This window comes from Pseudomonas juntendi (assembly GCF_021560075.1).
In the GTDB taxonomy this organism is placed as follows: Bacteria; Pseudomonadota; Gammaproteobacteria; order Pseudomonadales; family Pseudomonadaceae; genus Aquipseudomonas; species Aquipseudomonas juntendi.
Genome location: NZ_CP091088.1, coordinates 4,410,808 through 4,433,974, shown reverse-complemented (window position 1 = coordinate 4,433,974; position 23,167 = coordinate 4,410,808). Strand labels below are relative to the sequence as shown.

The 23,167-nt window shown below is 62.8% G+C and carries 20 protein-coding genes and 1 pseudogene; 15 read left to right on the top strand and 6 right to left on the bottom strand.

Going from position 1 to position 23,167, the window contains the following annotated elements:
* The first annotated feature begins 1 nt into the window (after position 1).
* From ftsA to lpxC, 3 genes are all read left to right on the top strand, one after another.
* Positions 2 to 1,264 (top strand): cell division protein FtsA, encoded by a 1,263-nt coding sequence (ftsA, locus tag L1P09_RS20590; protein ID WP_009684408.1) that lies wholly within the window; start codon positions 2 to 4, stop codon positions 1,262 to 1,264.
* Between the two features lie 55 nt (positions 1,265 to 1,319).
* Complete coding sequence (gene ftsZ / locus L1P09_RS20585) at positions 1,320 to 2,516, top strand: cell division protein FtsZ (RefSeq protein ID WP_009684407.1); 1,197 nt, start codon at positions 1,320 to 1,322, stop codon at positions 2,514 to 2,516.
* A 112-nt stretch (positions 2,517 to 2,628) separates the two neighbouring features.
* Positions 2,629 to 3,540 carry a UDP-3-O-acyl-N-acetylglucosamine deacetylase gene (lpxC, locus tag L1P09_RS20580; RefSeq protein WP_003260771.1) on the top strand — a complete coding sequence of 304 codons (912 nt, stop codon included), beginning with the start codon at positions 2,629 to 2,631 and terminating at the stop codon, positions 3,538 to 3,540.
* Between the two features lie 53 nt (positions 3,541 to 3,593).
* Here the strand turns inward: lpxC and L1P09_RS20575 are convergent, their stop codons facing one another.
* The gene (locus tag L1P09_RS20575) at positions 3,594 to 4,049 is read right to left on the bottom strand and encodes a DUF721 domain-containing protein (RefSeq protein ID WP_054905335.1); all 456 of its coding nucleotides are present in this window, start codon (positions 4,047 to 4,049) and stop codon (positions 3,594 to 3,596) included.
* A 390-nt stretch (positions 4,050 to 4,439) separates the two neighbouring features.
* Between L1P09_RS20575 and secA the strand changes: the two genes are divergently transcribed.
* The 3 genes from secA to L1P09_RS20560 all read left to right on the top strand — a co-directional run bounded on the left by secA (position 4,440) and on the right by L1P09_RS20560 (position 9,553).
* Positions 4,440 to 7,175 (top strand): preprotein translocase subunit SecA, encoded by a 2,736-nt coding sequence (gene secA / locus L1P09_RS20570; RefSeq protein ID WP_235768050.1) that lies wholly within the window; start codon positions 4,440 to 4,442, stop codon positions 7,173 to 7,175.
* A gap of 90 nt (positions 7,176 to 7,265) precedes the next feature.
* Positions 7,266 to 8,483 (top strand): bifunctional glutamate N-acetyltransferase/amino-acid acetyltransferase ArgJ, encoded by a 1,218-nt coding sequence (gene argJ, locus L1P09_RS20565; protein WP_235768049.1) that lies wholly within the window; start codon positions 7,266 to 7,268, stop codon positions 8,481 to 8,483.
* Positions 8,484 to 8,608: 125 nt separating this feature from the next.
* Entirely contained in the window at positions 8,609 to 9,553 is a 945-nt protein-coding gene (locus tag L1P09_RS20560) for a Nudix family hydrolase (protein WP_232892378.1), read from the top strand.
* Between the two features lie 48 nt (positions 9,554 to 9,601).
* On the opposite strand, the gene L1P09_RS20555 is transcribed toward L1P09_RS20560, so the two are convergent.
* From L1P09_RS20555 to L1P09_RS20545, 3 genes are read right to left on the bottom strand one after another with little or no spacing between them, the layout of a single operon-like run.
* Positions 9,602 to 10,168, bottom strand: coding sequence for a cob(I)yrinic acid a,c-diamide adenosyltransferase (locus tag L1P09_RS20555; protein ID WP_054905817.1), 567 nt, complete (start codon positions 10,166 to 10,168; stop codon positions 9,602 to 9,604).
* Position 10,169: 1 nt separating this feature from the next.
* Positions 10,170 to 12,200, bottom strand: a complete 2,031-nt coding sequence (locus L1P09_RS20550; protein ID WP_054905816.1) for a sensor histidine kinase — start codon at positions 12,198 to 12,200, stop codon at positions 10,170 to 10,172.
* Between the two features lie 38 nt (positions 12,201 to 12,238).
* The gene (locus L1P09_RS20545; protein ID WP_054905815.1) at positions 12,239 to 13,156 is read right to left on the bottom strand and encodes a putative 2-dehydropantoate 2-reductase; all 918 of its coding nucleotides are present in this window, start codon (positions 13,154 to 13,156) and stop codon (positions 12,239 to 12,241) included.
* Positions 13,157 to 13,256: 100 nt separating this feature from the next.
* Between L1P09_RS20545 and L1P09_RS20540 the strand changes: the two genes are divergently transcribed.
* From L1P09_RS20540 to L1P09_RS20525, 4 genes and pseudogenes are all read left to right on the top strand, one after another.
* Complete coding sequence (locus L1P09_RS20540) at positions 13,257 to 13,742, top strand: YajQ family cyclic di-GMP-binding protein (protein WP_009682794.1); 486 nt, start codon at positions 13,257 to 13,259, stop codon at positions 13,740 to 13,742.
* A 112-nt stretch (positions 13,743 to 13,854) separates the two neighbouring features.
* On the top strand, positions 13,855 to 14,697 hold the full coding sequence (locus tag L1P09_RS20535; protein WP_009682793.1) for a mechanosensitive ion channel family protein: 843 nt from the start codon (positions 13,855 to 13,857) through the stop codon (positions 14,695 to 14,697).
* 127 nt (positions 14,698 to 14,824) lie between these two features.
* Complete coding sequence (locus tag L1P09_RS20530; RefSeq protein ID WP_235768048.1) at positions 14,825 to 16,069, top strand: MFS transporter; 1,245 nt, start codon at positions 14,825 to 14,827, stop codon at positions 16,067 to 16,069.
* A gap of 34 nt (positions 16,070 to 16,103) precedes the next feature.
* A pseudogene (locus L1P09_RS20525) lies at positions 16,104 to 16,217 on the top strand (IS110 family transposase); the annotation flags it as partial.
* 250 nt (positions 16,218 to 16,467) lie between these two features.
* On the opposite strand, the gene L1P09_RS20520 reads toward L1P09_RS20525, so the two are convergent.
* Positions 16,468 to 18,006 (bottom strand): AmpG family muropeptide MFS transporter, encoded by a 1,539-nt coding sequence (locus tag L1P09_RS20520; RefSeq protein WP_054905814.1) that lies wholly within the window; start codon positions 18,004 to 18,006, stop codon positions 16,468 to 16,470.
* 43 nt (positions 18,007 to 18,049) lie between these two features.
* Complete coding sequence (locus L1P09_RS20515) at positions 18,050 to 18,403, bottom strand: MGMT family protein (protein ID WP_029887494.1); 354 nt, start codon at positions 18,401 to 18,403, stop codon at positions 18,050 to 18,052.
* A 151-nt stretch (positions 18,404 to 18,554) separates the two neighbouring features.
* Between L1P09_RS20515 and L1P09_RS20510 the strand changes: the two genes are divergently transcribed.
* From L1P09_RS20510 to groL, 5 genes are all read left to right on the top strand, one after another.
* Positions 18,555 to 19,565 carry a DUF481 domain-containing protein gene (locus L1P09_RS20510; protein WP_054905813.1) on the top strand — a complete coding sequence of 337 codons (1,011 nt, stop codon included), beginning with the start codon at positions 18,555 to 18,557 and terminating at the stop codon, positions 19,563 to 19,565.
* Positions 19,566 to 19,655: 90 nt separating this feature from the next.
* A complete protein-coding gene (locus tag L1P09_RS20505; RefSeq protein ID WP_235768047.1) occupies positions 19,656 to 20,387 on the top strand; it encodes a HugZ family pyridoxamine 5'-phosphate oxidase in 732 nt (243 codons plus the stop codon).
* Positions 20,388 to 20,454: 67 nt separating this feature from the next.
* Complete coding sequence (locus tag L1P09_RS20500) at positions 20,455 to 20,916, top strand: FxsA family protein (RefSeq protein ID WP_009684395.1); 462 nt, start codon at positions 20,455 to 20,457, stop codon at positions 20,914 to 20,916.
* Between the two features lie 253 nt (positions 20,917 to 21,169).
* Complete coding sequence (locus L1P09_RS20495; RefSeq protein WP_009684394.1) at positions 21,170 to 21,463, top strand: co-chaperone GroES; 294 nt, start codon at positions 21,170 to 21,172, stop codon at positions 21,461 to 21,463.
* Between the two features lie 49 nt (positions 21,464 to 21,512).
* Positions 21,513 to 23,153: a chaperonin GroEL gene (gene groL / locus L1P09_RS20490; protein ID WP_054905812.1), complete on the top strand. Its 1,641-nt coding sequence runs from the start codon at positions 21,513 to 21,515 to the stop codon at positions 23,151 to 23,153.
* The last annotated feature ends 14 nt before the right edge of the window (positions 23,154 to 23,167 follow it).

Here is a 23,167-nt window from a genome sequence, read left to right as displayed (position 1 = left end):
CATGGCAAACGCGCATAGCGGCAAAATGATCGTCGGGCTGGATATTGGCACCTCCAAGGTGGTGGCGCTGGTCGGCGAAGTGGGCGAAGACGGCACCCTGGAGATCGTCGGTATCGGCACACACCCGTCCCGCGGCCTGAAAAAAGGCGTGGTGGTGAACATCGAGTCGACCGTGCAATCGATCCAGCGCGCCGTCGAAGAAGCGCAGCTGATGGCCGGCTGCCGCATCCACTCGGCGTTCGTGGGCGTCGCCGGTAACCATATCCGCAGCCTGAACTCCCACGGCATCGTCGCCATCCGTGACCGCGAGGTCAGCCTGGCCGACCTGGAGCGGGTACTGGACGCGGCCCAGGCGGTGGCCATTCCGGCAGACCAGCGCGTGCTGCACACCCTGCCGCAGGACTACGTGATCGACAACCAGGAAGGCGTCCGCGAGCCGCTGGGCATGTCTGGCGTGCGTCTGGAAGCCAAGGTTCACGTGGTGACCTGCGCGGTCAACGCGGCACAGAACATCGAAAAGTGCGTGCGCCGCTGCGGCCTGGAAATCGACGACATCATCCTCGAGCAGTTGGCTTCGGCCTATTCGGTGCTCACCGACGATGAAAAGGAACTGGGCGTGTGCCTGGTCGATATCGGTGGCGGTACCACCGACATCGCCATCTTCACCGAAGGCGCGATCCGCCACACCGCTGTCATTCCGATTGCCGGCGACCAGGTGACCAACGACATCGCCATGGCCCTGCGTACCCCGACCCAGTACGCCGAAGAAATCAAGATCCGCTACGCCTGCGCCCTGGCCAAACTGGCGGGCGCTGGCGAGACCATCAAGGTGCCGAGCGTGGGCGACCGCCCACCGCGCGAGCTGTCGCGTCAGGCCCTGGCCGAGGTGGTGGAGCCGCGTTACGACGAGCTCTTCACCCTGATCCAGGCCGAACTGCGCCGCAGCGGGTACGAGGACCTGGTGCCAGCGGGCATCGTCCTCACCGGCGGTACCGCGAAGATGGAAGGTGCCGTGGAACTGGCCGAGGAAATCTTCCACATGCCGGTACGCCTGGGCGTACCGCACAGCGTTCGGGGCCTGAGCGACGTGGTTCGCAACCCCATTTATTCCACCGGCGTGGGCTTGCTCACCTACGGCCTGCTCAAGCAGTCCGAGGACATGGTCCTGACCGGCAGCAGCAACAGCAGCAACAACAGCTATGGCGATGAACCGAAGGCCCCAGTGCTTGAACGCTTCAAGCGCTGGGTACAGGGCAACTTCTAAGTTTCAAAGCAGTAGTGGTAGGCGCAACAACTAGAGAACTGTAAGGAGAGGGAAAATGTTCGAGCTCGTAGACAACGTCCCGCAAAGCCCGGTCATCAAAGTGATCGGCGTTGGTGGTGGTGGCGGCAACGCCGTCAACCACATGGTCAAGAGCAGCATCGAAGGCGTGGAATTCATCTGCGCCAACACGGATGCTCAGGCCCTGAAAAACATTGGTGCACGCACCATCCTGCAATTGGGCACTGGCGTGACCAAGGGCCTGGGTGCTGGCGCCAATCCGGAAGTCGGCCGTCAGGCCGCACTGGAAGACCGTGAGCGCATCGCCGAAGTACTGCAAGGCACCAACATGGTGTTCATCACCACTGGCATGGGCGGCGGTACCGGTACCGGTGCTGCACCGATCATCGCCGAAGTGGCCAAGGAAATGGGCATCCTCACCGTAGCCGTGGTGACCCGTCCGTTCCCGTTCGAGGGCCGCAAGCGCATGCAGATCGCCGATGAAGGCATCCGCATGCTGGCTGAAAGCGTCGACTCGTTGATCACCATCCCCAACGAGAAACTGCTGACCATCCTGGGCAAGGATGCCAGCCTGCTGTCCGCCTTCGCCAAAGCCGATGATGTACTGGCCGGTGCCGTGCGCGGTATCTCCGACATCATCAAGCGCCCGGGCATGATCAACGTCGACTTCGCCGACGTGCGCACCGTCATGGGTGAAATGGGCATGGCGATGATGGGTACTGGTTGCGCCAGCGGCCCGAACCGTGCACGCGAAGCCACCGAAGCAGCCATCCGCAACCCGCTGCTGGAAGATGTCAACCTGCAGGGCGCCCGCGGCATCCTGGTGAACATCACCGCTGGCCCGGACCTGTCGCTGGGTGAATACTCCGACGTGGGTAGCATCATCGAAGCCTTCGCCTCTGACCACGCCATGGTCAAGGTCGGTACCGTGATCGATCCGGACATGCGTGACGAACTGCACGTGACCGTTGTGGCCACCGGCCTGGGCGCGCGTATCGAGAAGCCTGTGAAAGTGGTCGACAACACCCTGCAGACTGCCCAGCAGGCGTACGAAGCGTCCAACCCGGCGCCAGTTCGTCAGGAGCAGCCAGCCGTGAACTACCGTGACCTGGAGCGCCCGACCGTAATGCGCAACCAGGCCCACGCCGGTGCTGCGGCAGCCGCGAAAATGAACCCTCAGGATGACCTGGATTACCTGGATATCCCGGCATTCCTGCGTCGTCAGGCTGATTAATGGAATTTATCAGGGGTATAAAGGTGATTGGTATTCATCAAAGGTTGGGTCTGTTATCATCCCCAGCCTTTGTTGATACCTGTTCGCAATTTGCGCTGAAGCGGCCAATGCCATGATTAAACAACGCACCCTGAAGAATACCATCCGTGCCACAGGTGTCGGCCTGCACTCCGGGGAGAAGGTTTACCTGACCCTCAAGCCTGCACCTGTTGACACCGGCATCGTCTTCCGCCGCGCCGACCTCGACCCTGTGGTCGAGATCCCTGCGCGTGCGGCCAACGTCGGCGAGACCACCATGTCGACGACGCTGGTCAACGGTGACGTCAAGGTCGATACGGTCGAGCACCTGCTCTCCGCCATGGCGGGCCTGGGCATCGATAACGCCTACGTCGAGCTCTCCGCCTCGGAAGTGCCGATCATGGATGGCAGCGCCGGTCCCTTCGTATTCCTGATTCAGTCTGCCGGCCTGGAAGAACAGGACGCAGCCAAGAAGTTCATCCGCATCCTGCGTGAGGTGACTGTGGAAGAGGGCGACAAGCGCGCCACTTTCCTGCCTTTCGACGGTTTCAAGGTGAGCTTCGAGATCGACTTCGATCACCCGGTCCTCAAGGGCCAGACCCAGAGCGCGGTTGTCGACTTCTCCAGCACCTCGTTCGTGAAGGAAGTCAGCCGCGCCCGCACGTTCGGTTTCATGCGTGACATCGAGTACCTGCGCAAGCACAACCTTGCGTTGGGTGGCAGTGTCGAGAATGCCATCGTGGTCGACGAGACAGGTGTGCTCAACGAAGACGGCCTTCGTTCCGATGACGAATTCGTCAAGCACAAGATCCTCGACGCCATTGGCGACCTCTACCTGCTGGGCAACAGCCTGATCGGCGAGTTCAAGGGCTACAAGTCCGGCCATGCGCTGAACAACCAGCTGTTGCGCAAGCTGATTGCCGAAACCGATGCCTGGGAAGTGGTCACGTTCGAAGATGCCAGTACGGCACCGATCTCGTACATGCGCCCTGTTGCGGCCGTGTAAGTTCGAACACTCTCTCTAGTGTTGTAATCAAGGCCACCTTCGGGTGGCCTTTTTTATTGCTTGTCGCCAGCGTGGGCGGCCAAGCGCTCCAGTGCAGCGCGCAGCTTGGGGTCGGCGATGCCCTCGGCGGTGTCACGCAGGCTTGCCGCGGCGCTGGTGGACAGCTCGGCAGCATGCCCGCCGCGTTTGGCCGGTACCAGGGGCGGCTGCACCTTGTAGAGGATGCGCCGGAGGTTGCCAAAGGCTTCCATGGCCTGCAATGCGGCCAGCAGGCGCTTCTGCTGGTAGCGCAGGCGGGTAGCCCAATGGCCATCGGTCACCACCAGCAACAAGGTGCCATCGCGCCATGAGGCCACGTGGCAATGCTCGCGGGCAGCCGGTTGCAGCTGGCTTTCCAGCAGGCGCTGCAGGTGTTCCAGGCGTTCGGCGTGGTTCAGCAGCAGGCGCAGCGGGCGCACCTGGCGCAGCAGGGCCGAGGGTGGCTGGGCGGGGGAGGGTTTGTAGGCCATGGGGGTACGCATGAGGTTACAAGATCGGCAGTTTAACACCTGTAGAACCTGTGCTGGCCGCTTCGCGGGCACGCCCGCTCCCACAGGGATTGCGCAACACTCAGGCCTGTAGTGATCCTGTGGGAGCGGGCGTGCCCGCGAAGAGGCCAGCACAGGCAACGCAAGATAAGACTGGTTCTCGATACCTTTCATGTTGCCAAACCTTGAACTCAGGGAAAATGCCCCTATCTAAACCAAGCCCCTGCCAAAGCGCTGTGCCAGCATCGTGGAAATCCACCACTTTCCTCACCATCGTTTCCGGGTAGAATGCTCGTTCGCATGCGGCCTCAGGGCTGCACGGGCGACTCATGGGGCCGCCCTCCATCCCTACGTGTGGAAGATCCTGCCGATATGTTTGCGCCTTTGTTAAAAAAACTTTTTGGAAGCAAGAACGAGCGTGAAGTAAAACGCATGCTCAAGACGGTGAGTATCGTCAATGCCTTCGAAGAGAAGATGGTGGCCCTCTCCGACGAGCAACTGCGGGGCAAGACTGCAGAGTTCAAGGAGCGCCTGGCCAAAGGCGAGACACTGGACCAATTGTTGCCCGAAGCCTTTGCCGTGGCCCGCGAGGCCGGCAAGCGCGTGATGGGCATGCGCCACTTCGACGTTCAGTTGATTGGCGGCATGACCCTGCACGAAGGCATGATCGCAGAAATGCGTACCGGTGAAGGCAAGACCTTGGTCGGTACCCTGGCCGTGTACCTCAACGCACTGTCCGGCAAGGGCGTGCATGTGGTTACCGTCAACGACTACCTGGCCCGCCGCGACGCCAACTGGATGCGCCCTCTGTACGAGTTTCTCGGCCTGTCGGTCGGTATCGTATCGGCCTTCCAGCCGCCGGAAGAAAAGCGTGCTGCCTATGCGGCCGACATCACCTACGGCACCAACAACGAATTCGGTTTCGACTACCTGCGCGACAACATGGCGTTCAGCCAGGACGAGAAGTTCCAGCGTGAACTGAACTTCGCCGTGATCGACGAAGTGGACTCCATTCTCATCGACGAAGCGCGTACCCCGCTGATCATCTCCGGCCAGGCCGAAGACAGCTCCAAGCTGTACATCGAGATCAACCGCCTGATCCCGCGCCTGACCCAGCACATCGAAGAAGTCGAAGGCCAGGTCACTCAGGAAGGCCACTTCACCATCGACGAGAAGAGCCGCCAGGTCGAGCTCAACGAGGCCGGTCACCAGTTCATCGAAGAGATGCTGACCCAGGCCGGGTTGCTGGCTGAAGGCGAGAGCCTGTACTCGGCGCATAACCTGGGCCTGCTGACCCACGTGTATGCCGGCCTGCGCGCGCACAAGCTGTTCCACCGCAACATCGAGTACATCGTCCAGGACGGCCAGGTACTGCTGATCGACGAGCACACCGGCCGGACCATGCCGGGCCGGCGCCTGTCCGAAGGTCTGCACCAGGCCATCGAGGCCAAGGAAAACCTGAACATCCAGGCCGAGAGCCAGACCCTGGCCTCGACCACCTTCCAGAACTACTTCCGCCTGTACACCAAGCTGTCCGGCATGACCGGTACCGCCGACACCGAAGCCTTCGAGTTCCAGTCGATCTACGCGCTGAACGTGATGGTCATCCCGCCGAACAAGCCGCTGGCGCGCAAGGACTTCAACGACCTGGTGTACCTGACCGCCGACGAGAAGTACGCCGCGATCATTGCCGACATCAAGGAAAGCATGAAGCAGGGCCGGCCGATTCTGGTTGGTACCGCGACCATCGAAACGTCCGAACACATGTCGAACCTGCTGAAGAAAGAAGGTATCGACCACAAGGTACTGAACGCCAAGTACCACGAGAAAGAAGCCGAAATCATCGCCCAGGCAGGTGCGCCGGGTGCCCTGACCATCGCCACCAACATGGCCGGCCGTGGTACCGACATCCTGCTGGGCGGTAACTGGGAAGCCGAAGTGGCCGCCCTGGAAAACCCGACCGCCGAGCAGATCGCCCAGATCAAGGCCGACTGGCAGAAGCGTCACCAGCAGGTGATCGAGGCCGGTGGCCTGCACGTGATCGCCTCCGAGCGCCACGAGTCGCGCCGTATCGACAACCAGTTGCGTGGCCGTTCCGGCCGTCAGGGCGACCCGGGCTCCAGCCGCTTCTACCTGTCGCTGGAAGACAGCCTGATGCGTATCTTCGCCTCCGACCGAGTGAAGAACTTCATGAAGGCCCTGGGCATGCAGGCGGGCGAGGCCATCGAACACCGCATGGTCACCAATGCCATCGAGAAGGCGCAGCGCAAGGTCGAAGGCCGCAACTTCGACATCCGCAAGCAGTTGCTTGAATACGACGACGTGGCCAACGAGCAGCGCAAGGTGATCTACCACATGCGCAACAGCCTGCTGGCGGCCGAGAACATTGGCGACACCATCGTCGAATTCCGCAAGGAAGTCCTGGACGCTACCATCAGCCAGCACATTCCGCCGCAGTCGCTGCCCGAGCAGTGGGACGTGGCCGGCCTGGAGGCATCGCTGGCCAGCGACTTCGCCATCAAGCTGCCGATCCAGCAATGGCTCGACGAAGACGATCACCTCTACGAGGAGACGCTGCGCGAGAAGCTGCTGAACGAGATCACCACGGCCTACACCGAGAAAGAAGACCAGGCCGGCCTCGAAGCCCTGCGTACCTTCGAGAAGCAGATTCTGCTGCGTGTGCTGGACGACCTGTGGAAAGACCACCTGTCGACCATGGACCACTTGCGCCACGGTATTCACCTGCGTGGCTATGCGCAGAAGAACCCCAAGCAGGAGTACAAGCGCGAGTCGTTCAGCCTGTTCCAGGAACTGCTGGAGTCGATCAAGCGCGATACCATCCGCGTGCTGTCGCACGTTCAGGTACGCCGCGAAGACCCGGTCGAAGAGGAAGCCCGCCTGCGCCGCGAGGCCGAGGAGCTGGCCAGCCGCATGCAGTTCGAGCACGCCCCAGCCCCTGGCCTGGAAGGCGAGCAGCTGAGCGAGGAGGAGGCCGAAGTGGCCGTTGCCTCGGCGCCGGTGCGCAACGAGCAGAAGCTGGGCCGCAACGAGCCTTGCTGGTGTGGTTCGGGCAAGAAGTTCAAGCATTGCCACGGGCAGATCGAATGATCTGAGCTGGGTGTTGTAACCTGATACATCCTGGGGCCGCTTTGCGGCCCCGTTTTTTGTACATCCACCGAATTTTCTAGGAGCGCTCTAATGGCTGTTGGTCTTGGTCCTTTGCCCACCCTGCACCCGGTTGCGGGTTTTGAACTCGGCATCGCTTCTGCCGGCATCAAGCGTCCTGGGCGCAAGGATGTGGTGGTCATGCGCTGCGCCGAAGGCTCCAGGGTGGCGGGCGTGTTCACCCTCAACGCGTTCTGCGCGGCACCGGTGATCCTCTCCAAGCAGCGTGTACAGGGCACCGTGCGCTACCTGTTGACCAACACCGGTAATGCCAACGCCGGTACCGGCGCCCCTGGGCTGGCAGCCGCCGAACGCACCTGCGCCAAGCTGGCTGAACTGGCCGGCGTACCCGCCGAATCGGTACTGCCGTTCTCCACCGGGGTGATCGGCGAGCCACTGCCGGTCGAAAAGATCGAAGGCGCGCTGCAGGCCGCCCTCGATAACCTGTCGGAGAACAACTGGGCCGAAGCGGCCACCGGCATCATGACCACCGATACCTTGCCCAAGGGCGCCAGCCGCCAGTTCCAGCACGATGGCGTGACCGTGACCGTGACCGGTATCAGCAAGGGCGCCGGCATGATCCGCCCGAACATGGCCACCATGCTTGGCTACATCGCCACCGACGCCAAGGTTGCCCCGGCGGTGCTCAAGGACCTGATGCTGGACGGCGCCAACAAGTCGTTCAACCGCATCACCATCGATGGCGACACCTCGACCAACGATTGCTGCATGCTGATCGCCACCGGCAAGGCCAACCTGCCAGAAGTCACCGAAGCCCGTGGTGCGCTGTTCGAGGCCCTGAAAAAAGCCGTGTTCGAAGTGTGCATGGACGTGGCCCAGGCCATCGTGCGTGACGGCGAAGGTGCGACCAAGTTCGTGACCGTGCAGGTCAACGGCGGTGGCAACCACCAGGAATGCCTGGACGTGGGTTACGCAGTGGCCCACTCGCCGCTGATCAAGACCGCCCTGTTCGCGTCGGACCCCAACTGGGGCCGTATTCTCGCCGCGGTGGGCCGTGCCGGTGTGCCGGAGCTGGACGTGAGCCTGATCGACGTCTACCTGGATAACGTGTGCATCGCCAGCCAGGGCGGCCGCAGCCCCAGCTACACCGAAGCCCAGGGCTCGGCAGTGATGGCCCAGGAAGAGATCACGATCCGGATCGAACTGGGGCGTGGCCAGTGCAGCGAAACCATCTGGACCACCGACCTGTCGCACGAGTATGTGAAGATCAACGCCGAATACCGTACCTGATGCAGTGATGGGGTCGGGCAACGGCCCCACAATTCCAGAACCAGGAGACGAACCATGAGCGATCACCTGAACTTCGGCGACACGTTGCGCGCCTTGTTGCAGGCTGGCTTGGCGGAGCGTGAAGTGTGAAACGGATTCATGTTGTAGCAGCAGTCATTCGTGGCGCCGATGGCCGCATTCTGATCGCGCGGCGGGCCGCCACCCAGCACCAGGGTGGCCTGTGGGAGTTTCCCGGCGGCAAGGTCGAAGCCGGTGAAAGCGTGGATGCGGCACTGGCCCGCGAGCTGCGCGAAGAGCTGGGTATCGAGGTAAGCCGTTCGCGTGCGCTGATCAAGGTCAGCCACGACTACCCGGACAAGCAGGTGTTGCTGGACGTGCGTGAAGTGCAGGCCTTTACCGGCGAAGCGCATGGCGCCGAGGGTCAGCCGCTGGCGTGGGTTGCCCCGCGCGATTTGCCGCAGTACGAATTTCCCGAGGCCAACCAGCCGATCGTGGCTGCCGCGCGCCTGCCGGACCAGTACCTGATTACCCCCGATGGCCTGGAAGTGCCGCAACTGCTCAAGGGCATACAGAAGGCGGTTGCCAGTGGCATTCGCCTGATTCAGTTGCGCGCCCCGGACATGTACGACCCCAAGTACCGCGACGTGGCGGTGGATGCGGTTGGGCTGTGTGCGGGCAAGGCGCAGTTGATGCTCAAGGGGCCGCTGGAATGGCTGGGCGATTTCCCTTCGGCCGGCTGGCACCTGACCGCGGCGCAGTTGCGCAAGTACGCCGCCAAAGGTCGGCCGTTTCCCCGCGAGCGGTGGTTGGCGGCTTCCTGCCACTGCGCCGAAGAGCTGGCACTGGCCGAGCAGATGGGCGTCGACTTCGTCACCCTGTCGCCGGTCCAGGCAACCCAGACCCACCCCGAGGCGACGCCGTTGGGCTGGGACGAAGCTCGACGTTTGCTGGTCGGGTTCAGCAAGCCGGTGTACTTGCTGGGCGGGGTAGGGCCGGGTGAGCGCGAGCGAGCCTGGGAAGCCGGGGCCCAGGGTGTGGCCGGCATCCGGGCATTCTGGCCCGAGGCCTGAGCCATTGGGGCGGCCCTGCGCGACACCGCGCAGGCCGCCCCGAACCTGTCAGCCCTGCGGCTTTTCAGCAGGCTGCCACAACACCTCGGCCACCCCCTGTCGCCGACCGATGATCCGCGCCGCCACGAACAGCAGGTCGGACAGGCGGTTGATGTACGCCAGACCTACCCCTTCCAGTGGTTCCAGCGCATGCAGCTGCTGGCAGCGCCGCTCGGCGCTGCGCGCCAGGCTGCGGCACACATGGGCCTGCGCCACCAGCATCGAACCACTGGGCAGGATGAAGTTCTTCAGCGGCCCCAGCTCTTCGTTCCACACATCGATGACCGCCTCCAGGCGCTCCACTTCTGCCTGGTTCAAGGCCTGGTAGCTGGGCATGGCCAGCTCGCCACCCAGGTCGAACAAGCGGTGCTGACACGGCGCGAGCACCGTAGTGACCTCTTCCAGGCCTTGCTCGGCCAGGCCTGCCAAAAGCACGCCAAGCTGGCTGTTGAGGCTGTCTACCTCGCCAATGGCTTCTATGCGCGGGTGGCTCTTCGGCACCCGCCGGCCGTCGCCCAGGCCGGTTTCGCCCTGGTCGCCGGTACGGGTGTAGATCTTCGATAGGCGGTTGCCCATGTCATTGCTCCGGTAAGGTCGGCACCGCTGCTGCCGGCTGGCCGAGGGGCAGGCGCAGGGTGAAGCACGTACCCTGGCCAGGCGTGGAGTGCACCTCCATCTGCCCCTTGTGGTTGTTGGTGATGATGAAGTACGAAACCGACAGGCCCAGCCCGGTGCCCTGGCCGATTTCCTTGGTGGTGAAGAACGGCTCGAAGGTGCGCTTGCGCACGGCCTCTGGCATGCCGACGCCATTGTCCTCGACCTGGATCTCCGCCCACGGCGGGTTCAGCCGGGTGCGCAGGGTGATCCGCCCCGGCTCGCTCGGTTGCGGGCGCAGGTGGATGGCCTGGGCGGCGTTCTTCAACAAGTTCAACAGTACCTGTTCCAGTTCGTTGGCAGTGCACGGCACAGGACCCAGTTCAGGGTCGAACTGCCGCACGATGGCCTGCCCCTTGAAGTCGAAACCGATCGCCAGGTCGAAGTCGTTGCCGGCAATTTCCACCGCCTGGTCGATCAGCGCCGGCAACTCGCAAGGCTCCAGCTGTCGGTTGCTGCGGCGGCTGAAGCTGAGCATGTGGGTGACGATCTTCGCCGCGCGGGCCCCGGCCTGCTGAATGCCATCGAGCAGTTGCGGCACTTCGCGGCTGGCCAGGTAGCGGTTGATCATGGCCAGGTCGAGGCCAAGCTCGCTGGCCTGTTCCTGGTTGCGGGGCAGGTCTGCCGACAGGCGTCGGCGGATGTTCTGTACGTTGTGCAGGATGGCGCCCAGCGGGTTGTTGATTTCGTGAGCCATGCCCGCCGCCAGGCCGCCGACCGAGAGCATTTTTTCCGACTGGACCATCATTTCTTCCAGCGACAGGCGCTGGGTGATGTCGTCGATGCGGATCACCACGCCGCGCCCGCCGCCGCCGGTGAGCGGGTAGAAGGTGAGGGCGTAATGGCGCAGCTCGTCGCCCTTGGGCCAGGTGACCCGCTCGATCTTGGCCACCCGGTGCTTTTCCACGGTTTCCTTCAGTTGCGGCAGGAACGGCTTCAGCGGCTCGAAGGCGATGAACACCGGCTGGTTCAGCGCCTCATGCAACGGCGTGCCGGAGAGGACCGTGGCTTCGTGATTCCACTGGGTGACATAGAGCTGTTCGTCCAGGGCGATCAATGCCGAAGGCATCGAGTCGATGATACTGTTGAGGTAGTTCTGGAAACCGGTGAGTTTTTTCTCGATCTTGCTGCGCACCTGCACTTCCAGTTCCAGCTTGCGGTTGGTATGGCGGGTTTCCTCGGCCAGACCCTGGGCCTGGTCATAGGCATCCTGGAACTCGTCACGGGCGCGTTTGAGTTGCTGCTCACGGGCCTCGATGCGCGAAAGCATGGTGTTGAAGGCGTCGGCCAGGCTGCCGATCTCATCGTCGTTGCCACGCCGGGCGCGCAGGGCGTAGCTCTCTTCGCGGGTGACCTGGCGGCTGAGTTCTTCAAGCTGGTTGATCGGTTGGGTGATCAGGCGTTTGATCTGGCGGGCGATGAAGATCCACAGCAGGATGCTGAACACCAGGATAGCCAGGCTGGCACTGAGCGTGCCGGTGTAGAACGCGGTGGGCAGCTCGCTGCTGGCCACCAGCAACAGGTGGGCCGGCGGGTTGGCCTCGCGCGGGATGCGGATCAGTTGGGTGCTGCGAAACTCCATCAGGCGCCAGCCGTCGATGTTGCGAAAGCGCTTGGGCAAGGTCAACGGGTCGCCATGCTGGAGTTGCGCCAGCATGCGACCGTCCCCCCCGTACACGGCTGCCGCGCGCAGCGGGGTGTAGCTGTCCAGCTCCTTGAGCAGGGCACTGGCGGTGTCTGGGGTGTCGCCAGCGCGCTCGGCCAGTTGCGGGTTGGCCACCAGCCGGCCGATGGTCTGCAGGGCCTGGGGTGCCATGCTCTCCTGGGTGATCCAGTAAGCCGCGCTGATGAAGGTGAGGTTGGCCACCAGCAGGATGGTCACCAGCAATACCAGCAGGGCCGCCAGCAGCTTCTGCCCGACCGGGAGGTTTTCCAGGCGATGGCGCAAGGTCATGGGCTAGGCAGTGTCCGTATCCAGGTAATAGGGCTGCGTCAGTCGCAGGGCAAGCCACGTAAGCGCAGGTGTTCGACCAGGCGTTGCAGCAGGTGTTCCAGTTGCGGCAGCTGCAGGCCGTGCCGCGCGGCAACCCGGCAGGCATGGCCGAGCAGGTAATGCACCTCGGTGCGTCGGCCTGCGTGCACGTCCTGGTACATGGAAGAGTAGTTGGCTGCGGTGGCCACGATCACCCGTTGCACTTCTTCGTCCAGGCCCTCGGCCGCTTGCGGCTGGCCACAGCGGCGCAGCAGTGCGGCCAGTTCGGTGCACAGGCCATGTACTTCCGCCAGGTGGCCCAGCAAGCCGCCGTTCTGGCAAGCGTGCAGCACGGTCAGCGGGTTGATCGCGCAGTTGAGGGCCAGCTTGCGCCACAGGCGGGTGAGAATATCCACCGTCCATTCGGCAGGGATGCCTGCTTCGTGCAGGTCATCGAACCAGGCCGGCAGCGCCGGGTTGCGCGGGTCGCCCAGCCAGTTGAAGCCATGCCCGGCAAAACGCACCTGCCAGTCGCCTTCGCGGAAGGCGCCTTCGGTGCTGGAGGCGAAAACGCAGCGCGCCTGTGGCAGCAGGTCTGCCACCGCGTCCTGGCTGCCCAGGCCGTTCTGTAGCAGTAGCACGTCTGCGCCCTCGGCCAGGCGTGGTACCAGGCCGGCAATCGCCGGGGCCGCGTCGTAGGCCTTGCAGGCCACCAGCAGGCGATGGATCGGCCCGTCAGCCTGGGCGGTTTCGGCGGGTATGGCGTAGTGCCGGGGCTGTTCTTGCTCGATCAACGTCAGGCCGCCAGCCTGCTCATAGGCCTGCAGCCGTTGCCGATCGCGCAGCACCAGGCGCACTGCCTTGCCCGCGCGTGCCAGGCGGCAAGCCCACAGGCTGCCGAGGCTGCCGGCGCCGAGAATATGCCAGGTGCTGCTCATATGCGTTTCGCAACCCGTTATAATGAGCCCGCATTTTAACCGTCAAACCCGGCGCGCTCCATCGTCAGCCTGAGCGCGCTTTTATTTTGGGAGAACAACCATGCCTTCGTTCGACGTGGTATCGGAACTGGACAAGCACGAAGTGCAGAACGCGGTGGACAACGCCATCAAGGACCTGGACCGCCGTTACGACCTCAAAGGCAAGGGCTCCTTCGAGTTCAAGGACAAAGAGCAGACCGTGATGCTCACCGCCGAGGAAGAGTTCCAGCTCGAAGCCATGCTGGAAATCCTGCGCCTGGCGCTGGTCAAGCGCAAGATCGACGTGAAATGCCTGGAAACCAAGGACCCGTATGCGTCCGGCAAGGAAAAGAAACAGGAAGCCAAGTTCCGCGAGGGTATCGACAAGGACCTGGCCAAGAAGATCGTCGCCACCATCAAGGACGGCAAGCTGAAGGTGCAGGCCGCCATCCAGGGTGAGCAGGTACGGGTAACCGGCAAGAAACGCGACGACCTGCAGGAGGCCATTGCCTTGCTGCGGACCAAGGAATTCGAGATGCCGCTGCAGTTCAACAACTTCCGCGACTGATGCGGGTTTGGCCAGGAACCCCCATGGCTCAATGATGTCCATGGGGGCCGGGGCCGTGTGTTAGCGCGGTCTGTTCTACCGAGTACTTGCCGTTCGGCATCAGGAGATGAATATGGATTTGAACGCTGAAGTCGATCAGCTGGTTCGCCAGTCGCAAACCTGGATCCCCTTGATCATGCAATACGGCAGCCGTGTGCTGCTGGCGCTGGTGACCCTGGCGGTCGGCTGGTGGATCATCAACAAGGTCAGCGCCCGCCTGGGCAAGCTGGTCGGCCTGCGCAATGCCGACCTGGCGTTGCAGGGCTTCATCAGCACCCTGGCCAACATCGTGCTGAAGGTGCTGCTGCTGGTCAGCGTGGCGTCGATGATCGGCATCGAGACCACCTCGTTCGTCGCGGCTATCGGTGCCGCCGGCCTGGCCATCGGCCTGGCGCTGCAGGGTAGCCTGGCCAACTTCGCTGGCGGCGTGCTGATCCTGATGTTCCGCCCGTTTCGCATCGGCGATTGGATCGAGGCACAAGGCGTTGCCGGCACTGTCGACAGCATCCAGATCTTCCACACCGTGCTGCGCACCGGTGATAACAAGACGGTGATCATGCCCAACGGCAGCCTGTCCAATGGCATCATCACCAACACCAACCGCCAGCCCACGCGCAAGGTGGTGTTCGATGTGGGCGTGGATTACGAGGCCGATTTGCAGAAGGCCCGCAATGTGTTGCTGGAGCTGGCCCAGGACCCTCGCGTGCTGGCCGACCCCGCTCCGCAAGCGGTGGTGGCGACGCTGGGTGACAGTTCGATCACCGTGTCGCTGCGCTTGTGGACCAAGACCGCCGATTACTGGGATGTGATGTTCATGCTCAACGAGCAGGCGCGTGACCGCCTGAAGGCCGAAGGGATCGACATTCCGTTCCCGCAGCGGGTCATTCGGGTCGTGCAGGAAACTGCTGCCCAGTAACAGCGCATCAGCGCCGGGGCTGCACAGCGGCCCCGCTTTTTTTGCCCCGATTACACTTGTTCACAGCAAACCCCTGCAATTTCTGGCATATACCCTGTTCCTGCCTGTCACCCCCTCATATGCCATCATGAAACCACTGCTGTACATCACCCCCCTGCGGGCCTTGCTGTTTGGCCTGACCCTGGCCCTGTTCGAACTGCTGACCTACCTGGCCAGTGACGCGGTGATGCCGGCCATGCCGGTCGTGGTCGGCGACCTGAACGCCAGCCCTGAATACATCCCCCATGCCCTCAACCTGTACTTGCTCGGTGGCGTTGTGCTGCAGTGGCTGATCGGCCCGCTGGCAGACCGCTATGGTCGGCGCCCGTTGCTGCTGGCCGGCTGCGCGTTCTTCGGCCTGGCCTGCCTGGCGACCTTCTGGGCCCATGATATTGGCCTGTTCAACCTGCTGCGTCTGTTGCAGGGGATAGGCCTGGGCTTTGTGGTCACGGTCAGCTACCCGGCGCTGAATGAGGCATTCAGCGAGGCGGATGCCGTGCGGATGATGGCGCTGCTGGCCAACATCGCCCTGCTGTCGCCGCTGCTTGGCCCGCTGGTCGGGGCCTTGCTGTTGCAGTGGCTGGACTGGCGTTGGCTGTTCGTGGCTTTCGCCGTGGGGGCCGTGGTGTGCTGGGGGCTGCTGTACCGGCTCATGCCCGAAACCCTAGGTGTAGAGCGTCGCGACGGTTCCCGCCTGGCGTTCACGCCGATCCACCTGTTGCCATTGTTGGCAGGCTACGGCCAATTGCTCGGCAACCGCCGCTTTGTCGCGGGCAGCGCCGCCCTGGGCCTGGTCGGGTTGCCGCTGATTGGCTGGATTGGCCTGTCACCGGTATTGCTCATTCACGATGAGGGCCTGACGACCCTGGAATATGCGCTGTGGCAGCTGCCGGTGTTTGGGGGGGTGATCCTGGGCAACCTGATCATCAACCGTATTGCCGACCGCTACCCGCTGCCGGCCTTGGTCCGTGGTGCCCTGTGGCCGTACCTGGCAGGGTTGAGCGTGATGGTGCTGGCGACATGGTATTGGCCGAGCGTGACCAGCCTGGTGGCAGGCATGTCGTTGTATGCACTGGGCCTGGGTGTGGCCAACGCGGTGCTGTACCGCATGACGCTGTTTTCCAGCGAGCAAAGCAAAGGCCTGGTCTCGGCCATGCTGGGGATGATCACCATCGCCCTGTTGGGGCTGGGTGGGGCGTTGCTGGCCATGATCGGCGCCGGTGCCAGCTTGCTGCATTTCGCACTGGCGGCGGGGCTGGCGGGCGCGCTGGCGCTGTGGCCGTTGTGGTTTGTGGTGGGCGGCCGGCCGGGGCAAGGGGCCGTGGCTGACTGACCTGCAGTACCTGTGCCTTGTCGATCTGTAACTTGCCAATGTCGCTACCGTGGCCTGCATGCGGGTCTTCCTGGTCCGACTCAATGCCATGCTCAGGACTGGCGAGCCTTGGCTGGATCTGGTGTTGCCTCAGCCGAAGAGGGGGTAGATCAACAGCTAAAATGCAGGACTAGAAGATTTCACGGTTCCTGTGGGAGCGGGCGTGCCCGCGAACACCGGCGCAGCCGGTGCCAGACACCGCGTCGCCTGCTTCGCGGGCAAGCCCGCTCCCACAATGAATCGCGCAGGCTTTTCAAATTCTGAGAAAGACAGTTGCTCCTACAGGCGGGGCTGGCGGGCGTACTGACGCTGTGACAGCCACACACAATCGCAATGTGGCTTTTTACCCGCGTTGCCCATCAGGCCGCCGCGCCTGGCTCTGCCAGCGGTTTACCGCGGCCAGCCTCGTGGCGCCACTGCAAGGCGATCAGGATCAGCGTAGGCACGCCCAGCAGGGCGGTAATCAGGAAGAAGTCGTGGTAACCGAACTTCTCCACCATCACCCCCGAGTACCCCCCGATCAACCGCGGCAGCAACAGCATGATCGAGCTGAGCAGCGCGTACTGGGTGGCCGAGAACTTCAGGTTGGTCAGGCTCGACAGGTACGCCACGAACGCAGAAGTGGCCATGCCGGAACTGAAGTTGTCCAGCGAGATGGTGACCACCAGCATTTCCAGGTTAGGCCCCATGTCCGCCAGCATCAGGAACAGGATGTTGGTGCCCGCCGATGCCGCGCCACCAATGAACAGGATGGGCATGATGCCGAAGCGCACGATCAGCAGCCCGCCGATACCGGCACCGACCAAGGTCATGATCAGGCCGAAGATCTTGCTGACACTGGCGATCTGGTCTTTGGTGAAGCCCATGTCGATATAGAACACGTTGGCCATCACGCCCATGACCGTGTCCGACATGCGGTAGGTGGCGATCAGGCCTAGCAATAGCAAAGCCTGCCAGCGGTAGCGGGCAATGAAGTCGTTGACCGGGGTCAGCACCGGGGCCAGGCCGCGGCGGCCCAGGCTCGACAGGCATGCCCAGGTCAGCAGCACATAGAGGATCAGGCGCAGGAAGGCGCGGTCTTCGAGCAACAGGTCGAGCGGCGTGGCATCCCCGGAGATGACCGTGGACCAGCCGGTATTGAACATCTGGGTGAAACTGGCGGGCACCGACACCAGCAGGATGATCAGCACGAACACCGAGGCCATCTGGTGCACCAGGCCGTAGCGCGCAGCCGACAGCTGGGTGCGCAGCGGCACCGGCGGTTCGCGCATGACCAGGGTCGTGAACAGCGCGGGCAGCATCATCACCCCGAACATCACGTAGGTGCCGGCCCAGGCTTTATGCAGGTAACTGAAGCCGGTAGACCCGAACCACTCGGCGAAGAACAGCGCGCCGGCGGTGGCGAGCAGGGCGGCGACCCGATAGCCGGCCATGTAGCTGGCGGCCAGGGCGGCCTGGCGCTGGTCGTCGGCGATTTCCAGGCGGTAGGCATCCACCGCGATGTCCTGGGTGGCCGAGGCAAAAGCCACCAGCACGGCCATGGCGATCAACCAGGATAGATGTTGTTGCGGGTCGCACAGGCTCATGCCGACCAGGCCGATCACCACCAGTGCCTGCGACAGCAGCAGCCACGAGCGCCGGCGCCCCAGGCCGCCGAGCAGCGGCAGGCGCCATTGGTCGAGCAACGGTGACCACACCCACTTGAAGGCGTAGGCCAGGCCGATCAGGCTGGCGTAACCAATGGTTTCGCGGGCCACCCCAGCTTCGCGCAGCCACACCGACAGGGTCGAGAACACCAACATGTAGGGCAGGCCGGCGGCGAAACCGAGCAGCAAAAGTACCAGGGTTGACGGGCTGGCATAGGCAGCGAGCGCAGCGCGCCAGGTTTTACGGGGCATGGGCCAACATCTGCCTCAAGTTTTCGAAAACAAAGCGCGCACTCTAACCGCTGTGATCTGTCGGGCGCCAGCCATGGCGCGTCATATCCACACGATTGTTGGTCACATTCACGCCTTCTGCACGCAGCCGCGCCCGTTGTTCATCCCCGGCCGGTGTGCCCAGCGCCAGGCTCAGGCGGCCCCCTGCGCCCAGCACCCGGTGCCATGGCAGGCGGGTTTGCGCAGGCAGTTGCCCGAGGGTGCGCCCTACCCAGCGGGCTGCGCGGCCAAGCCCGGCCAGCGCTGCGAGCTGGCCATAGCTCACGACTTTGCCCGCCGGTACTTGGCCAAGCACCGAATACAATGCCGTTCGTCGACCTTCGGCCGATTCCGGCATGTGCTCAGGTCCCCCAGACATGGCGCCCCCCTTGGGCTGTGGATGAAACCGGACAAATGGTCAGGTAAATGCGTATTGAACTCAATGCCAGGCTGCCGGTCTGTGCTTGCTCTGGTCGGCGGTAGCTGGATAATGCCCGGCTTTTTTCTTCGAATCGAACCGTATTACATCTATGCATTCTAGATCCCTGTTGTGCCTGCTCGCTGCTTCCCTGTGCGCCTCACCGGCGTTGGCCGATACCGTGTGGATGAAGAACGGTGACCGGCTCAGTGGCAAGATCAAAGTTTTCGATGGCGGCAAGCTGCTGCTGGAAACGCCCTACGGCGGCTCCATTGCCCTGGACTGGAAACAGGTGCAGACCCTGGAAAGCGACCAGGAACTGCTGGTCAAGCAGGATGCCTACACGGGCGAGAAGGCCAAGTCGCTGAAGGCCGCTGAACCGGGCAAGGTGACCTTGGCCAACGGCGAGGCACCCAAGACCGTGGAGCTGGCCAGCATCGAGCAAATCATTAAGCCCAAGCCCCTGGTCGAAGACTTCGTGTGGAAAGGCAACGTGGATGTGGCGCTGGACTACAAGCGCGCCGAAAACGATACCGACGACTACGATGTCAGCTTCAAGACCACGGCCCGCCACGGCCGCTGGCGGCACAACGCCGAAGGCGAGTACAACCGCGAAACCAAGGACGACGTCACCACCACCGACAACTGGAGTGCCGAATACGCGCTGGACCGCTTCATTACCGAGAAGTGGTTCTGGCAGGGGCGGGCGGAATACAAGCGTGACCGCATCGAAGACCTTGCCCGCCAGCGCACCGTCGGTACCGGCCCGGGTTACCAGTTCTGGGACAATGAACTTGGCGCATTCTCGCTGGGGTCGCTGATCAACCGCACCGACTTCGAGTACCAGGACGGCAGCAAAGACAACTTCTATTCCGCTGCCGTGAAGTGGGACTACACCCGTTACCTGATCGGCAAGAACGTGCAGCTGTTCACCAACGGCGAGCTCGCCAAACCGCTGGGTGGGGTGGCCGACTATTCGCTGGATGCCGAGGTGGGGCTGCGCTACAAGGTTACCGAATGGGCTTCGCTCAACCTCAAGGCGGAGCGCGACATCATCAGCGGCACGAGTGAAAGTGATCTGGAGAAGACGCGCTATACCGCGGGCTTTGGCGTGACCTGGTAAACCGCCGGGCCGCACCGCGGCCCCATTGGCACCCGGTGTGATAATGCTTATCTTGTCACCCATCCCGTTTGCCACCAGGAGCCGCACCCAGTGAGTACCAACGCCATTCGCCCAGCCCGGGAACTGCTGCTCAAGGAATACCGCGGCGTGCTCTCGACGCATTCCAAGTCGATGCCCGGCTACCCGTTCGGCTCGGTGGTGCCGTACTGCCTGGACGCTCACGGCAACCCGCTGATCCTCATCAGCCGCATTGCCCAGCATACCCACAACCTGCAAAAAGATCCCAAGTGCTCGCTGCTGGTAGGTGAGCGCGAAGCTGAGGATGTGCAGGCGGTGGGGCGCCTTACGGTAATGGCCGAAGCGCACAAGCTGGTCGAGGCAGACGCCATCGAGGCTGCCGCCGAGCGTTACTACCGCTACTTCCCGGACGCTGCCGGCTACCATAAGGCTCACGATTTCGACTTCTGGGTGCTGCAGCCGGTACGCCACCGTTACATCGGCGGCTTCGGCGCGATCCACTGGCTCGACCAGGTCACCCTGGCCAACCCGTTCGCCGGCACGGCCGAGGCCAGCATGGTCGAACACATGAACAGCGACCACGCCAATGCCATAGCCCACTATGTGCAACTGACCGGCCTGCCGAACGATGCCACAGCGCAACTGGCCGGGGTGGACAGCGAAGGTATGCACCTGCGCATCGGCCAGGGGGTGTACTGGTTACCCTTCCCGCATATTTGCAATACGCCGACACAAGTCCGCGAAGCCCTGGTTTTGCTGGCGCGGGCCGACCAGTGGCCCATGCCGGCAGGGGGCGAGGGTTGAAAAAGCGTGCACTTGCATCCACTTGATGGTCTTAAAGGAAGGTTCTCTTCCGACGAGGAATGCTTTGATGCGTGCTTTTCTACTGTTGCTTCTGCTGTTTCCAGTGCTGGAGCTGTTCGTATTCGTCAAGGTCAGCGCGGCCATCGGTTTCTTCCCGGCGCTGTTGCTGATCATTGCCGGTTCCGCCTTGGGTGTGCTGGTCATGCGCGTGGCTGGCCTGGCCACCGCCCTGCGCGCCCGGGAAAGCCTGCAGCGCGGTGAGCTGCCCGCCGAGGACATGTTCCAGGGCATGATGCTGGCGGTGGGCGGTGGTTTGCTGCTGCTGCCGGGCTTTATCAGCGACGTGCTGGGCCTGCTGTGCCTGCTGCCGTTCACCCGCCATCTGGCCGCGCGCAAGCTGCGCGAACGCGCCGAGGCCCAGGCCATGCGCCAGCGCGCGTTCCAGGACGACCCGTTCCAGGCCCAGCCGCGCGATGGCGGCCACCGGCCGAACGTGATCGAGGGCGAGTACGAGCGCCGCGACAAGTAACCACCGCTTTCCACTACGGGGCCGCACATGCGGCCCCGCGTTTTTTCCGGGAGCTGAAAAATTTTGTAGGGCAAGCCTTGTAATTGGATATGGCGGCCTCATGTATGTGGTCACCGCAAGGTTTCTGGCATTAACGCCAGACATTACTCAGGTGGCTTGCCCTTGGCGGGCTACCTTCCGGCAACGCCGGACAGCCTCAACCCGCCGGTTTCGATACCGGCCGATGAAAACCACAATTTGGGAGAGATCGACAATGAAGCTTCGTCCTCTGCATGACCGCGTAGTCATCCGTCGCAGCGAAGAAGAATCGAAAACCGCTGGCGGTATCGTCCTGCCGGGTTCGGCCGCTGAAAAACCTAACCGCGGCGAAGTCGTTGCTGTTGGCACCGGTCGCGTTCTGGAAAACGGCGAAGTCCGTGCACTGGCCGTCAAGGTCGGTGACAAAGTGGTTTTCGGCCCTTACTCGGGCAGCAACACCGTGAAAGTCGATGGCGAAGACCTGCTGGTCATGGCCGAGAATGAAATCCTCGCCGTTATCGAAGGCTGATTTCCCCGACTTCCCGTTACTCCAAAGAATTTCCAAGGATTAAACGATCATGGCTGCTAAAGACGTAAAATTCGGCGACTCCGCTCGTAAAAAAATGCTGGTTGGTGTCAACGTTCTGGCTGACGCGGTAAAAGCTACCCTCGGCCCGAAAGGTCGTAACGTGGTTCTGGCCAAGAGCTTCGGCGCGCCAACCATCACCAAGGACGGCGTTTCCGTCGCCAAAGAAATCGAGCTGAAAGACGCCTTCGAGAACATGGGCGCCCAGCTGGTCAAGGAAGTCGCTTCCAAAGCCAACGACGCCGCCGGTGACGGCACCACCACCGCTACCGTACTGGCCCAGGCCATCGTCAACGAAGGCCTGAAAGCCGTCGCTGCCGGCATGAACCCGATGGACCTGAAGCGCGGTATCGACAAGGCCACTGCTGCCGTTGTCGCCGAGCTGAAGAGCCTGTCCAAGCCATGCGCCGATTCCAAGGCCATCGCTCAGGTCGGTACCATCTCCGCCAACTCCGACAGCTCCATCGGTGAAATCATCGCCGAAGCCATGGAAAAAGTCGGTAAAGAAGGCGTGATCACCGTTGAAGAAGGCTCGGGCCTGGAAAACGAACTGTCCGTCGTAGAAGGCATGCAGTTCGACCGCGGCTACCTGTCGCCTTACTTCGTCAACAAGCCAGACACCATGGTTGCCGAGCTGGAAAGCCCGCTGCTGCTGCTGGTTGACAAGAAAATCTCCAACATCCGCGAGCTGCTGCCAGTGCTGGAAGCCGTTGCCAAGGCCGGCCGCCCACTGCTGATCGTTGCCGAAGACGTCGAAGGCGAAGCGCTGGCTACCCTGGTAGTCAACAACATGCGCGGCATCGTCAAGGTTGCTGCGGTCAAGGCACCTGGCTTCGGCGACCGCCGCAAGGCCATGCTGCAGGACATCGCCGTTCTGACCGGTGGCCAGGTCATCTCCGAGGAAATCGGCCTGTCGCTGGAAACCGCTACCCTGGAGCACCTGGGTAACGCCAAGCGCGTGATCCTGTCCAAGGAAAACACCACCATCATCGATGGTGCTGGCGCTGACACCGAGATCGAAGCACGCGTCAAGCAGATCCGTGCCCAGATCGAAGAAACCTCTTCGGACTACGACCGTGAGAAGCTGCAAGAGCGTCTGGCCAAGCTGGCCGGCGGTGTTGCCGTGATCAAGGTCGGTGCTGGTACCGAAGTTGAAATGAAAGAGAAGAAAGCCCGCGTTGAAGACGCCCTGCACGCTACCCGTGCAGCCGTTGAGGAAGGCGTGGTGCCTGGCGGTGGTGTTGCCCTGGTTCGCGCCCTGGCAGCCATTATCGACCTCAAAGGCGACAACGAAGACCAGAACGTCGGTATCGCCCTGCTGCGCCGCGCTGTCGAAGCGCCGCTGCGCCAGATCACTGCCAACGCCGGCGACGAGCCAAGCGTTGTCGCTGACAAGGTCAAGCAAGGTTCGGGTAACTTCGGTTACAACGCTGCCTCCGGCGAGTACGGCGATATGATCGAGATGGGTATCCTGGACCCAGCCAAGGTCACCCGTTCGGCGCTGCAAGCTGCTGCTTCGATCGGCGGTCTGATGATCACCACCGAAGCCATGGTTGCCGACCTGCCAGAAGACAAGCCAGCTGCTGGCATGCCTGACATGGGCGGCATGGGTGGCATGGGCGGCATGATGTAAGCCAGCCTTACCCC